Source organism: Kitasatospora sp. MAP12-44, assembly GCF_029892095.1.
Taxonomy (GTDB): domain Bacteria; phylum Actinomycetota; class Actinomycetes; order Streptomycetales; family Streptomycetaceae; genus Kitasatospora.
In genome coordinates, this window is sequence record NZ_JARZAE010000004.1 from 3,990,083 (window position 1) to 4,002,962 (window position 12,880).

At 69.1% G+C, this 12,880-nt stretch carries 12 protein-coding genes and 1 pseudogene; 6 read left to right on the forward strand and 7 right to left on the reverse strand.

What is annotated here, in order from left to right; all coding sequences use genetic code 11:
* The first annotated feature begins 356 nt into the window (after positions 1-356).
* The gene (locus tag P3T34_RS18620; protein WP_280667161.1) at positions 357-497 is read left to right on the forward strand and encodes a hypothetical protein; all 141 of its coding nucleotides are present in this window, start codon (positions 357-359) and stop codon (positions 495-497) included.
* Between the two features lie 302 nt (positions 498-799).
* Positions 800-1,123 carry a hypothetical protein gene (locus P3T34_RS18625; protein WP_280667162.1) on the forward strand — a complete coding sequence of 108 codons (324 nt, stop codon included), beginning with the start codon at positions 800-802 and terminating at the stop codon, positions 1,121-1,123.
* Positions 1,124-1,205: 82 nt separating this feature from the next.
* On the opposite strand, the pseudogene nth reads toward P3T34_RS18625, so the two are convergent.
* Both nth and P3T34_RS18635 read right to left on the reverse strand, forming a co-directional pair.
* A pseudogene (nth, locus tag P3T34_RS18630) lies at positions 1,206-1,697 on the reverse strand (endonuclease III); the annotation flags it as partial.
* 70 nt (positions 1,698-1,767) lie between these two features.
* Complete coding sequence (locus P3T34_RS18635; protein WP_280667163.1) at positions 1,768-3,837, reverse strand: hypothetical protein; 2,070 nt, start codon at positions 3,835-3,837, stop codon at positions 1,768-1,770.
* Between the two features lie 19 nt (positions 3,838-3,856).
* Here P3T34_RS18635 and P3T34_RS18640 point away from each other — a divergent pair, with 19 nt between their 5' ends.
* Positions 3,857-4,318, forward strand: coding sequence for a DIP1984 family protein (locus P3T34_RS18640; RefSeq protein ID WP_280667164.1), 462 nt, complete (start codon positions 3,857-3,859; stop codon positions 4,316-4,318).
* A gap of 225 nt (positions 4,319-4,543) precedes the next feature.
* A complete protein-coding gene (locus P3T34_RS18645; RefSeq protein WP_280667165.1) occupies positions 4,544-5,059 on the forward strand; it encodes a hypothetical protein in 516 nt (171 codons plus the stop codon).
* Between the two features lie 204 nt (positions 5,060-5,263).
* On the opposite strand, the gene P3T34_RS18650 is transcribed toward P3T34_RS18645, so the two are convergent.
* Positions 5,264-6,445, reverse strand: coding sequence for a hypothetical protein (locus P3T34_RS18650; protein ID WP_280667166.1), 1,182 nt, complete (start codon positions 6,443-6,445; stop codon positions 5,264-5,266).
* 638 nt (positions 6,446-7,083) lie between these two features.
* Between P3T34_RS18650 and P3T34_RS18655 the strand changes: the two genes are divergently transcribed.
* Positions 7,084-7,632 carry a winged helix-turn-helix domain-containing protein gene (locus P3T34_RS18655; protein WP_280667167.1) on the forward strand — a complete coding sequence of 183 codons (549 nt, stop codon included), beginning with the start codon at positions 7,084-7,086 and terminating at the stop codon, positions 7,630-7,632.
* Positions 7,629-8,906 carry an MFS transporter gene (locus P3T34_RS18660; RefSeq protein WP_280667168.1) on the forward strand — a complete coding sequence of 426 codons (1,278 nt, stop codon included), beginning with the start codon at positions 7,629-7,631 and terminating at the stop codon, positions 8,904-8,906. The genes P3T34_RS18655 and P3T34_RS18660 overlap by 4 nt, the downstream gene beginning before the upstream one ends.
* A 41-nt stretch (positions 8,907-8,947) precedes the next feature.
* Here P3T34_RS18660 and P3T34_RS18665 read toward each other — a convergent pair whose 3' ends face one another.
* The 4 genes from P3T34_RS18665 to P3T34_RS18680 all read right to left on the reverse strand — a co-directional run bounded on the left by P3T34_RS18665 (position 8,948) and on the right by P3T34_RS18680 (position 12,805).
* Positions 8,948-9,931, reverse strand: coding sequence for a hypothetical protein (locus tag P3T34_RS18665; protein ID WP_280667169.1), 984 nt, complete (start codon positions 9,929-9,931; stop codon positions 8,948-8,950).
* Positions 9,928-10,584 carry a DUF5819 family protein gene (locus P3T34_RS18670; RefSeq protein ID WP_280667170.1) on the reverse strand — a complete coding sequence of 219 codons (657 nt, stop codon included), beginning with the start codon at positions 10,582-10,584 and terminating at the stop codon, positions 9,928-9,930. The genes P3T34_RS18665 and P3T34_RS18670 overlap by 4 nt, the downstream gene beginning before the upstream one ends.
* A gap of 21 nt (positions 10,585-10,605) precedes the next feature.
* Complete coding sequence (locus P3T34_RS18675; RefSeq protein WP_280667171.1) at positions 10,606-11,970, reverse strand: hypothetical protein; 1,365 nt, start codon at positions 11,968-11,970, stop codon at positions 10,606-10,608.
* A gap of 100 nt (positions 11,971-12,070) precedes the next feature.
* Entirely contained in the window at positions 12,071-12,805 is a 735-nt protein-coding gene (locus tag P3T34_RS18680) for a hypothetical protein (protein ID WP_280667172.1), read from the reverse strand.
* Positions 12,806-12,880: the final 75 nt, after the last annotated feature.

Genomic DNA, 12,880 nt, shown 5'->3' on the forward strand with positions numbered 1-12,880 from the left:
ACAGAGGCAGCATCTATGGCTCCCCTGTTCGCTCGCTGATCCTCAGCGAAGTGGTAATGGAAGCGTTCGAATCGATTAGGAATCATGGCGATTCCCCTCTCGCTGGTGCCCTGGTGCCACCCCCTCGTGCTTCACACTCCCAGCGTTGCTCGTCCAGCGGTGGGCTGCAACTTGGCCCAACCAGGCCTTCTATCAGGGAAGTTCTGCCGTCGTGGCACGGGCGCAGCCCTCCATACTGTGGACCAGCTGTGCTCCACAGACAGCGTCCGCATGTCAAGTCCCAGCGATCGGGGGTGCCTTCCCGATAGGCCACTGAGCCGAGCGCCCGGGTTCCCTGAGCGACGACCACCAGGACCTTGATCCGCACGATGTTCTTCGCCCCCCGAGCCGATCTGGCCGCCACCACCTCCTCGATGGAAGCCGTGAGTGCGGTGAACCTGGTCCTGACAGCCGCCGTGATCGTGCTGGTGAGGGTGGCCCGCCGCTCCGCTCAATGAGCAGACGGCCTGGGGGCCTGCTCGGTCCAGAGGCCAAGCAGGCGCTGGCTAAGCTCCCGCGGTTCAACCTCCTTAACAAGCCAGCCTCTTGCTCCCCTCGCCGCCCAAGGCCGACGAATCGGGGCGGAACAGCAGCTCACCGACTGCGCCTTCGCCCGGACGACCCACTTCGGACCTACCACCCCAGGACGGTGGCCGCCACCGCCGAACTCGCCGCACTCCCCAGCAACGTCGACCCGTGCACCACGAGGCCCAGGAAATCGGATAGCGGGCCGGCCTCGGCACGTTGAACACTGCACGTCATGACCACGGAAAACAGCGTGGAGCCAAGCGGCTCGCTGAACCATTGCGTCGTCGCCAATGTGCCCCGCGAGACCAGGCGCGGCCCCGGCGGCGAGCTGGTTGAGTCAGGCCTCAAGCATTTCGCCCCAGGGGCGAAGCTCTGGGTGCTTCCACCGCGGTACCGGAACGAGGACGACCAGCTGGAGGTCATCGGCGTGCACCGCGGGAGGGGCGGGCGACACATCCGGCTAATCCTGTTCAGGCGGCATCTGGAGAACTTCCGGATCAAGGTTGTCTACAGCCCGGCCGTGCAACGTGCACACGACCGCACCTTCTGGAACTGAGACCGGGTCTGGTGCGGGATGCCCGCACCTGCCCTCACACGAACAAAGGCCGAGAAAAGAACTGAGTGACCATCAGGCGAGCTGTGATCGGTCGCACGTCGAACACGTTGCCCAGCACCACGTTGGCCGTCTTGCGGCCGACGCCGGGCAGCGTGACCAGGTCCTCCAGGCGGCCGGGGACCTCGCCGTCGAAGCGGTCGCGCAGCGCGATGGAGAGCCCGATCAGCGACTTCGCCTTCATCCGGAAGAACCCGGTCGGGCGGATCAGCTCCTCCATCTCCTCCGGCACCGCCGCCGCCATCTCCCCCGGCGTCGGGTACTTCGCGAACAGCGCCGGCGTCGTCTGGTTCACCCGCAGGTCGGTGGTCTGCGCCGACAGCACCGTCGCCACCAGCAACTCGAAGGCGTTCTCGAAGTCCAACTCCGGGTGCGCGTACGGATACACCTCGGCCAGCTCACGGTTGATCTTCCGCGCCCGCCGCACCATCGCGACGTGCGACTCGGGCTTGCGCGGCTTCACCGCCGTCTTCTTCACGGCCGGGGCCGCGGCCTTCTTGACCTTGCTCTCTGCCATGCACGAAGGCTACGCCGCCCGGCCGACTGCACGGGCGGCATTCCGCTGGGCCAGCAGTGACCCGCCTGGGTTAACCGGCGGCAGCCAGCAGTTCCGCGACGGCAGCGCGGATCGCCCCGTCATCAGCGAAGGCTCGCCAGTTGCCGGCGCTGTGCACACGCCGGTCCAGGCTCGGCAGATCGCGCAGGACACGGGCGGCCGGGCGGGCGGCCGGGCCCATCCGGGCCAGGTAGCGCACTGCGGTCAGCATCACCGGGTAGTACGTTCCGTCAGCCAGCCGCTGAACGGCCGTCAGCAGAGCGGGTACCGCGGCCTCCGCATCACCGGTCGCCCTCCAGAGCGCGTGCGCCGCCTCAACGCTCACCCAGGAGTCCTCCGTCGCCGCAGCCATCACCCTCAGCCGCTCCGCGTATCCGGCCCCGTGCGGGCCGAGGTCGGCAAGCCTGCGCAAGTCAGGGTGCGGGAAGCGGCCCTGCGTGGCGGCCGGGCCGAGCACCGCGAGGGCAGGCCCCGGCTCCCCACCGACCCGCCAGTATGCCCAGGCGGCCAGCGGTGCGGCCGGACCACTGGCGGTGGCGCGGGCCAGCAGGAGCTCCCGTGCCCCATTGGCAGCAGGGCCGATACCGCCGAGGGCGGTCGCCGCCGAGGGCCAGCAGCGGTCGTCATCCAGCAGCGAGAGCAGCTCTGGGACAGCCGCCTTCGCCGCCGGCCCCCACGCGGCGAGCACCTCACCGAGCCGGCTGAGCAGCTCGGCGCCCGAGTCGGGACGCAGGACATCGCGAACGGCCGGAAGCAGCAGCTCGGCGTGGTCCTTCGCCAGGACGAGCACTTCGCCGAGTGCCGGCAGGTGAGGCCAGTAGGGCATGCCGTGACCGACGTGCGCACCACCCAGGCCGAAACCGCCCCGCGGACCGGTCAGCCGCTCGATCAGCCCCGGTACGCAGCGCGGGTCGTTCATCCGAGCCACAGCCCACAGGGCAGCGTCCCCGACCGTGTCCTTGCCGCTGCGCGTTGCCCTGACCGCCGGGTCACCGAGCAGCCCTGCCAGCGCGTCCACATGCCTGGCAGCCGCGGGGCCGAGGCAGGCCAGCAGGTCGACAGCGCGGTAGCGGACTTCGGTGTCAGGGTCGGCCAGCCGCTCCACGACGGCGGGTAGCAGCGCGGTCGTGGGTGAACGCCAATCCGAGAGAACACAGGCTGCCTGCGCGAGGGCGCCGATCCGTTGCTCGGGGTCCGGGTGCCCGGCCATCAGCCCGAGCGCATAGTCCGGGGTGGCGCCTGTGAACAGGTTCCCTGTCCACAGGTGAACCCCCAGTACTCCGGTGCCGACCCACTCGGAGGCCCTCCAGAGCTCGACACTCGGATCCCGTACGGCTGCCAGGACGAGTTCCAGCCGCCGTGCGGGTAGCTCGGCGTCACTCACGGCCAATGCATGGACCGCCGCCAGCCCCAGCTGGGGTTCCACGGAGTCCAGCAGCGCGTCCAGCAGTTCAACAACTTCACCGGTCGGCTCGGTGCCGGCGACTTCTCCGATCGAAAGCACCAGGTCCAATCGGGTCACCTGGTCCTGCTCCGCCTCGAAGGCGCTGAGCAAGGCAGTCAGCCGCTGCTCCGTAATGCCCCCGCCTACGCCCACCAGGTAGGCCACCTCGCGCCTGATCAACGGGTCAGGATCAGCCAGCAGGGCCAGCACATCGGGCATCACCCCGTTCCAGGCCGGGAGCCACCCCGGATCCACATGCTTCGCGGCAGCCTTCACGGACGTCGACGCCAAGTGGGCCAACAGCTCCAGCATCGCGCGCCGGCTCGGCACCTCTGTCCCGGCCGCCAACCGCACCAGGAACGGCAGCGCTGCAGTGGCGGCACTGCCGACCCAACCGCCCTGATGGAACAGCAGGTTGTCCAACTCCGCGGCCGCTTCCTCCGCAGCCTCGATGTCTGGCCCTTCGCATCGGCGCAACAGGGCCGGTGTGTCCTCAGCCGACCCGAAGTTGTGCCTCAGCCCAGCCCAGTCGACGACATCGAGTTCTTCCCACATGCGCGGGACGTTACCGCCGACCACCCCATGCGGGCGACGGCCTTTCAGCAGTAATGGGGGTGCGTGCACGTGAACGAGTTCTCCATACTTGCGCGGGAGCAAAGAGGACGGAGGTGGACCGATGAAGCTGGCGGAGGCGCTCGCGCAGCGCGCGGACGCGACCCGGCGGGTCGAGCAGTTGCGGGCCCGGATCGTGGGGAGTGCGCGGTACCAGGAGGGCGAGGTCCCGGCCGAGGACGCAGGGCAGCTGCTGGCCGAGGCCGGCACGGTTCTCGACGGGCTCGAGTCACTGATGCGCCGGATCAACCGGACCAACGCCACGGTGGCGATGGACGGCGGGGGCACCCTCACCGATGCGCTGGCCCGCCGGGACGTGCTGCGGCTGCGGCACTCCGTGGTGACCGCCGCGGCCGATGCCGCCGCCGGCCGGGGCGGGGTGCGCCAGCTACGGTCCGAGCTCAAGATGCTGTCCGCTCTGCCGGTCGCCGAGCTGCGTGCGCAGGCGGACCTGCTGGCCCGGGAGATCCGGGAGATCGACGTGGAGATCCAGCGCACCAACTGGACGGTCGACCTGCTCGACTGACAGCACCGCACGATGTGGAGCAGGTAACCGTCACGGAGGCGTGCGCACACCGCGGGTCGGCGGTCAATCCGGCCCTCTCCTGGCGCGCGGAGAGCAGCGCAGGGGTTCGACTCCCCGAAGAAACAACGCAGCTCAGCACGGTGCACAGGTGACAGGGCACAACGCACAGCACATCACCACGCGCAGATCCACGACGGCGAGGGCGGGAACGGGGTATCCACATCCATGAGCAGTACGAGCAGTACGGGCGGCACCGGCAGTCAACTCCAGGACCTCGGAGGCTCGCCCCAGTGGTGCGTGGTCGCCAACGTCGCCCGGGAGACCAGACACGGCCCTGGCGGCGAGCAGGTCCAGTCGGGGCTCAAGCACTTCGCGCCGGGCGCGAAGCTCTGGGTGCTGCCGCCCCGCTATGGGAACGAGGACGACCAGCTGGAAGTCATCGGGTTCCACCGTGCCGGTGGCCGACGGCACATCCCGCTGATCGTCTTCCGGCGGCACCTGCAGAACTTCCGGATCAAGGCCGTCTACAGCCCGGCAGTGGAGCGGGTGCGAGATCGTACGAACTGGAACTGGCCACATGTGTGGTGCTGCCCCGAACTGGCGCAGCCCTGGGTCGACCGCTGGAACGCCCTCGCCGCAGGGCAGTCGATGCAGGCGTTTCCGCCTTGGCCGGGCCGGTCGGTCTTCGGCCAAGACGTCCGCCCCTGTCCCCACCTCAGTACGGGCCTCGGAACGGACTGAGGCCACGCCGCCAGGTCTGTGATCGGTCAGGCCCCGAAGGGTTCTCCCCTTTAGGATCACGTGCGCTTCCAGAGACCACATGACCGACTTTCCGGCCCACGCCAGTTCATCGAGTCGGGAGCCGCTCCATAGCGGCGATCAGGTCGCACTTCCCGCCGCCGGTCAGTGCGACTGCCGTAAACGCTCAACTGGGTCTTGACGAGCTCATCCAGCCTTGGACCATGGCAGAGACTTCCCCACGGCATCCTGCACCTTCTCGGCTACCGGAACACCGCCGGCGACGAGAGACAGCGCAGCCGCAACAAACAGGCTGATCCTCAGGCTTGAGGCCGAACCCCCAGCGAACTGATGGATCAGGGGCAGCACGACCCCGAAGCCCGCAAGGACGACTGCTGGCCACAGCCGCTGCCAGAGGCGATACCAGCGACGGGAAATGACCACCGCAGGGGCATGCTCGGTCAGCGCAGACCAGTCGCCGTCCTTCCAATGCAAAAGGCCCTGACAGATCGATGCCTCGACCCGTTCAAGCTGCTCAGGATGAAGGGCAGTCAGCACCGGCTCCTTGTGGAGCCTGATCAGCGCAGCCAGGCGGGCCCCCTCCCTACGGACGATGGCCCGTGCTTGGTAGTCCGCCACCGGCACTCGGCCTCCAAACGGTGGGTAGTACTCGGCTGTCCAGGCCAGCGCTTCCAAGTCGCTGGCGATAGAGCGCGCGTGCCCGGCGTTCCAGAGCCCAGTACGTCGGGCCTGGCCGATACGAGCGGCGATAGCGTGCAGCACCAACATCAGCGAATCGAGATCCTGCCGAGGATGACGGCGCCGCACCTTCCTGTTGCGGAACCACTCCCAAACGGCCCAAACGCAAAAGGAGCCAATCCCCGCATCAAGAACGACGAGCTGGACCAACTCAGTTCCAGTCACCGGCCTATCTGCCTCGGGGTGCCGCTCGGCCAGCAAGAAAATGACGGTGACCGCGAGAGCAACGAAGAACGCATAAGCGCGTCCCACAAAGTGGGCGAAAAGCTGAGGCCACCTACCGTCGTGCATGGCAGCAAGCTTCCCGAAGCCGCGGGCGATGAGGACCGCACTCGCCAGAGCGGCGGCACCGACAGCCGCCCAGCCGAGTGTACTGGAAGCTGATCCCGGCTTAGGAGAGATGATCACCTGGATGGTGAGGGAACCAATGAGAAGCAGGCCTGCAAGAAGGAGCTCTCTCGGTGCCAGTTGCGCATTCCTGCGCAAGGAGATACGAGTGCCGGCTTTTAGCAAGCATCGCACTACCTCCGCACGCGCCTCACCAGTGAGCTCCTGAATGTTCGTCATGTCACGGCGAATTCTTCTATGGCTCGCAGCAAGGTCGGCCTTGAAACCGACTGTGACCTTCACGGATGCAATCCCCCTTGGTTGTGCAATATTCTCAAGCGTCGATCCCGCCGTCCAACACACCGCTACGCTCGGTCCGCCGAATCTCGGGGCGATAGGCAGGCGTGGCCGACGACTGCGCGAAGGTAAAGCCGGCAGGCAGCACCGGCATCGCGCACCACCAGATCCCCAAAGCTCAGCGAACTAGCTGATTTCGCTTTACCGTGAACTTCTCGCGCCCGTCCGAAGTTGTGATGCCATTCGACGAGGTCGAGACGGTGACAACCTCGCAAAGCCGAATCGGTACCCAGTTCACCCACAGCTGCGAAGACCGGGGCCCTGTCAACCACTGACCACCGCCGCCCTGCCGCGTCCGTGAACTGAACCTCCACAGTGACGGGCCACGGCTCATCATCTACTCATCGGACCGCCTCACACCGCAGCTTAACCACGAACGCCCCACCCCCAGCCGAGGTCAACGCCCAGTGCCAGTTGCCGTGGCACTGCAGTCCTCAACCCTCCAGAACTCGCTCGCCGGTGAGCCGGACGGATCCACCTGGGACTGCACCGGACTGACGAACCGTCCGGCCCTGCTCTTACCGCGGCGGGGGGCTGTGGATGGGGGCATTGACAGATGGTCAAGGTTTCTTGACCATTGGGCCATGCCTGATGATTCCTCACCTATCGGCGCTGACGACGAGTTGGTGATCAGCGACAGCGAGCAGCTGCGTGCGGTCAGCAACGTGGTCCGCCATCGCATCCTGGGCATCCTGCGGGATCAGCCGGCCACCATCACCCAGGTCGCCGCCAAGCTCGGGATCGCCAAGGGCAGCGCGAGCTACCACGTGCGGCTGCTGGAGCGCGCGGGGATGGTGGCGGTCGTGCGTACTCGCAAGGTGCGCGGGGTGACCGAGCGCTACTACGAGCGGACGGCGCGCGTGATCAGGCTGCCCGCACCCGCGCAGGGCGAACCGGACGTGCTGATGCGCCACGCCGTGGCGGACCTGGAGGCCGCTCCGGTCGGTCCGCTCCGGACCGTGCGGCTGCACCATGCCCGGCTGAGCGACGCCGCGTACGCCGAGTTCACCGCCCGAGTGGAGGCGCTGCTGGACGAGCTGCGTGCCGTATCGGATCCCGAGCAGCCTGCCGTCACGCTCGCCTTGGCCTTCTTTCGACCCCAGGACACCAACCGACCCCAGGACCGCACATGAGACTGCGCGCACTCCACGACGGGATGCCCCCTGCCTTCACCCGGCTGTGGACGGCCTCCGCCGTCTCCTCCCTCGGTGACGGTGTCTACCTCGCCGCTCTTCCGCTGCTCGCCGCGAGTCTGACCCCCAACCCGCTCGCCCTGAGCCTGGTCACGGCTGCCGCGATGCTGCCCTGGCTGATGTTCGGTCTGCTCGGTGGCGCGCTGGTCGACCGCTGGGACCGCCGTCGCACCATGTGGATCACCGACCTGTCACGAGCCGCCCTGCTCGCGATACCCATCCTGGCTGTCGCTTTCAACCGGGCGAGTCTGCCGCTGCTCATCGGTGTGGCGTTCCTCCTGGGATGCGGCCAGATCTTCTTCGACACCGCCTCGTCGGCCTACCTGCCGCAACTGCTCGACCGCGACCTCACCAAGCTCCGGCGCGCCAACACCCTGAAGCAGGGGGCGCAGACCACGGCGAACGACTTCGCCGGCCCCCCGCTGGGCAGCGCCCTCTTCGTGCTGGCCCGGGCCGTACCGCTGGGCCTGGACGCGCTGTCCTTCCTGGTGAGTGCACTGCTCATCCGTACGCTGCCCACCCAGCCGGTGCCGGTCTCCTCGGCACGGCGCTCGCTGCTGGCGGATGCCCGTGCCGGGGCCGCGTACGTCTTCGGCAACCGCGTTCTGCTCGGTCTCGCGCTGCGCTTCGGGGTGGGAAACCTGGCCTTCGCAGGCGGTGAGGCGGTCCTGGTCCTCTTCGCCCACCAGCGCCTGCACATCGGGGACAGCGGCTACGGCATCCTGCTCGCCACCCAGGCCGTCGGCGGCCTGGCCGGCACCGCGTTCGCGGGAGTGCTGGGCTCCCGGCTGAACACCGGCCACGCCCTGACCGTCACCGCCGCGGTGGAGGCCGCCGCCCAGCTCGGCCTCGGCTTCTCCACCGGGCTGGTCACGGCCGGCCTGTCGCTGGCCGTCTGCGGTGCGGCGATGTCGGCGACCATGGTGATCGTCCCCTCCGTGTCCCAGGCCATCGTCCCCCCGGAGCTCACCGGGCGGGTCTCCGCCACCAACCGCATGCTCGGCGTCGGTGCGGCGCCGGTGGGGGCCCTGTTGGGCGGCTGGCTGGCCAGCGTCGCGGGTCTGCGGGCCCCGTTCCTGGTCGGCGCCGTCGTGCTGGTGGCGATGACGGCGCTGGTGGCCCTCCTCACCGGCGGCAACCGCATCGAGGAAGCCCTCGAGGCCGCCCGGGCCGAGCGCACTGCCGAGCGCGATCCCGAGTCGGTGCCCGCCTGACAGCCGGCGGAGGTGGCCGACGACATGGCCCGCACCTGGGGTCAGTCCGGCCGCGAGTTGAGGCAGCGCGCCAGGAACAACTGCCAGTAGCTGCTCCGGCTCCTCCGGATCCACAGCCTGTGGAGGAGCGCTGCGCAGGCGCGGTAGTCGTCGTCGCGGAGGACGAGGCAGTCGGCGGCGATCATCACCAGGCCGAAGTTGAGCAGCCCGGCGAGGGGGATGATGTCCAGGTGGAGGGGGATGGTGCCCAGTAGCGCGCACACCCTGGCAGCTCGATAGCCGCTGGCTGCGAGGAACGGGAAGGCGACCTCCAGGACGACGGTGTAGTAGGTGGCGAAGGCGACCAGCGGGGCGAAGTTCGCCAGCGTTGCCCAGGGTTCGCCGGAGAAACTGCTGAAGAGGTGGCCCACGTAGTACACCGCGGTGCCGTCCCGCCAGTGCGCCGCGAGGACCTTGCCCATACCGGCGGTGAAGTAGACCAGGGCGATCTGGAACATGACGACGAACACCGCGCAGTTGTGCAGGGCGTTGGCGAACCGGGCTCGGCCCTCACGCGCGCGCTGCCGCGCTCGTGTGCGGGCCGCGAACGGACTCGCGTACGCGTCGGTGGTGGCAGCCGCGAGCAGCAGGAGCAGGATCCTGGTGAGCTGGTGTCCGCCGTCCAGGACGTCGCCGTTGCGGATGTGCAGGGACCAGACGAGAGCCGCGTTGAGCAGGGTGAGTGTGCGGCCTCCGCAGACGCAGAACGCCAGCGCGGCGAGGAGTCCGAGATGGAAGAGCAGCTCGAAGTAGGCCGGTGAGCCGCTCAGGCCGTACAGCGACACCCTGGCGTACGGGACGGTCGCCCGGAAGGCGTCGAAGGGGAGGTAGCCGTGCGGCCCCCACAGCAGCAGCCGGCGGGTGTACGAAGTGACGTAGAACTCGACCATCGCCGACCCCAGCAGGATGCGCAGCGCGGCGAGGCCGACGAGCCGGCGCCGGGTCGTCGACGCCCGGTGGAGCGCGCCGAGCAGCCGTTCGCTCACCGGCCGACCCCCGGTGTGTACGGCTGCCAGCCTGGATCGTCGACGAGGCGGCTCGCCGGCGCGGGGAGGTCGCTGCCCCGGTCCGCGAACGGCACTGCGGGGGTGGCTCGGAGACGGGTGCGTACCGCGACGATGCGGGCGGCGGGGTACTGCTCCTCGGCCTCGGCGGAGAAGTAGCGGTCGAAGCGCGTCCGGGCCTGGTCCCAGGTCGCCGGTTCGCCCACCGCGCTGCTGCAGCCGTGCTGCGGTGTTCCCGGCGTGCGGTAGAGGCCCAGCGCGTAGACCCGGTAGCAGTTCAGCACATGGGTGTCCTTGGACTGCATCACCAGGCGCCGGGACAGTGAAGGATCGGCCTCGGCCAACAGGTCGCGCTCACCGGACTCGACCGTGCGCCCGTCACCGGGATCGACGTACCGCACCTGCAGCGTCAGGGTGTACGCCTCGGTGGGCACCTGACTGAAGAGCAGCCAGCGTTGGTCGAAGGCCGGCCCGAAGAGGGCCTCGGCCGGTCGCATCAGCCGCTGGCGCAGCGGCGACGCGGGGGCGTTGAACACCACCGTCGACCCGCAGTAGGCCGCGCCGAGCAGCAGCAGCGGGATCCACCAGAGCAGCAGCCTCGGTAAGGGGACAGGCTCGACTTCCTTGGTGTGCAACGGATCTTCTCTCCCAGTCGGTCAGCCGGTTCGGCGGCAGACCAGCACGCCGCGCTGCCGGGGATGGATGCTGTAGCCGATGTCGCGGACGGTCGTCGTCACGCCCGCGTCCGAGAGCCGGCCGCGCAGCAGGTCGAGGTCGAGGAACGCCGAGCCGAGCGGGTCCTCCAGCGGGCCGACGAGAACGTCCCCGTCGGTCACCCGGACCAGCTCGTGGATCGCCGCCTCCTGGTCGGCGGCGTCGGGGAAGGTGAAGAGCAGGAACCCGCACAGCGTGAGCCGGAACTGCCGGTCGGCGAAGGGAAGATGGGGCAGGGCCGCTGGAACGTACCTGCGGCCGGCGGAGTTTGGGTGATCCTCGGTGTAGTCCCGCAGGAACGTCGCCGTCGCGCACTGCCACCGTTCCAGGTGGCGCTCGGGAGAGCCGGCCCAGGAGAAGTCCAGTTGGTCGGCGATGGCGAGTCCGAATGCGGCACTCACCGCGAGATGGTCGTGGACGAGTGCGCCGATGTCCTCCGGCGACAGGCTGTAGACCGGGTCCGCCGCGGTGACGTCCGCGCCCAGGGCGCGGCTTTCGGCAGCGAAGGAGGAGGCGCCCCCTGGGCAGTCCAGCACGGGACCGCTCAGCAGGTCGGGGTCGGTCAGGCCGAAGACCAGGCGGTACTCGTCCAGCGTGCGCGACGTCAGCTGCACCCGTCCGTCGACGACGGCCCGGGTGGCGGCGGCCACCCGGTCGGTGTTCGCCTCGGCCGTGGCACGTCGCGCGGTCGGTAGGCCAGGGGTGGCGTGGCGCGCGGTCCGCGTGGACAACTGCCACCCGGCAGTCGTGAACAGCTCTTCGGTGCGTTGCGCCGCCTCTTCCAGACGTCCGCCGATCAGCAGACCCAGCCCATCGGACCCGGGGAGGGCCATCGGCCTGGACAGTTGACGGGCGCCGAGCCAGTGGGCCAGCCGCACCAACTGCGGCCTGGTGATCGCGGCGAACTCCGTCACCGGCCACCAGGCCGTGCTCCACGTCGCCGCGGCGTGCATGACCATGGCCAGGGCACCCAACGACCGACTGCCCGGCGAGACGACCAGCCGCTCGCAGAAGACGAACCCTGCCGGGTCGCGGGGCAGCGCAGCCTCCAACTCCGGTGTGAAGTAAGGGCACTGATCATCCGCTCCGACCTGGCGGCGGATCAGCCGCACGGAACCGGCGGGCACGCCGTCGACACGGCAGAGCAGGACGACACCCTCCTCGTCCAGGGTCTCCCAGTCAGGGGCGGGAAGCGGGAACCCGTGGTCCCTGCGCAGCCGCGCCACGTGGTCGCGCTGAGCCGCGTCCGGCGCGGACAGAGTCTCGACGGCGAACGTGCGGTCCCGAAGGGACGCTTCCAGCCTCAAGGGCTCGGTCCGTAAATTGATCACGCCATCCAGAACCGCGCACCCGGCCAAAGAACACGCGCGCAGGCACCCGTTCAGCCCAATGAGTGAACTGCGAGGGTCAGGCCTTCCGGTAGAGGATCGGCATCGCGATCGTCTCGTTGGCCCGCAGGTTCGCCAGCACGTAGCTGCGGAACGAGCTCTTGCGGAACTGCTTGACCGCGAACCCCAACAGGCCCGTGTCCCAGCGCGCGTGGTTGACGAACACGTAGTCGGCCGCGCCGATGGGCGCCAGCAGGGTGGAGTTGTCCAGGCCCGTCTCCGCGGCGTACCAGCCCGCGAGGTGCCCCCAGACCCGGGTGGCGACCTCGGCGTCCTCGGCCGCGAAGTAGTTGAACAGGAACAGCCCCTGGCGGCTCTTGTCGACGTCGCCCAGGAAGCGCAGGCAGCGCGCCGCCATCTCGTGCACGTCGCTCGCGGCTTCGGTGATCTCGGCGACCATTCGCCGGTACGGCTCGGACGACCGGACGTCGTCGAGCGCGTCCACCGACTCCGCCTCCACGAGCACGACCACGTCGAAGCGCGCCGGGTGCGCCACCGCGGCGGCAGGCACCGGCGGCAGCAGGGCGGCCCGGTAGACGGTGACCCCGCGCACGGCGTCCAGCTGCCGCAGCTCCGCGGCCAGCACCTTGAGCCGGTCCAGCAGCGCCGCCTTCCGCGCGCCGGCCCGGGGGAACGGGGTGCGCCCGAGCGTCGGCTCGACGGCGGCGGCGAGATGCAGGTACCCGGTGGCCGGGGGCTCGGCGAACGAGGGCGGCGCGTACTCGGGGCGTGGGTTGACGATTCGCAGTTCCATGACGTTCCTCCTTCACTCAACACTTCACCCAACACGTTAGATGCCTAACGCTTATACGTCAAACGATTCGATATC

Excerpts from the sequence above, each read along its gene's own strand:
- P3T34_RS18625 (WP_280667162.1), top strand. The coding sequence starts at position 800 with ATGACCACGGAAAACAGCGTGGAGCCAAGCGGCTCGCTGAACCATTGC.
- P3T34_RS18640 (WP_280667164.1), top strand. The coding sequence starts at position 3,857 with ATGAAGCTGGCGGAGGCGCTCGCGCAGCGCGCGGACGCGACCCGGCGG.
- P3T34_RS18645 (WP_280667165.1), top strand. The coding sequence starts at position 4,544 with ATGAGCAGTACGAGCAGTACGGGCGGCACCGGCAGTCAACTCCAGGAC.
- P3T34_RS18655 (WP_280667167.1), top strand. The coding sequence starts at position 7,084 with ATGCCTGATGATTCCTCACCTATCGGCGCTGACGACGAGTTGGTGATC.
- P3T34_RS18660 (WP_280667168.1), top strand. The coding sequence starts at position 7,629 with ATGAGACTGCGCGCACTCCACGACGGGATGCCCCCTGCCTTCACCCGG.
- P3T34_RS18680 (WP_280667172.1), bottom strand. The coding sequence starts at position 12,805 with ATGGAACTGCGAATCGTCAACCCACGCCCCGAGTACGCGCCGCCCTCG.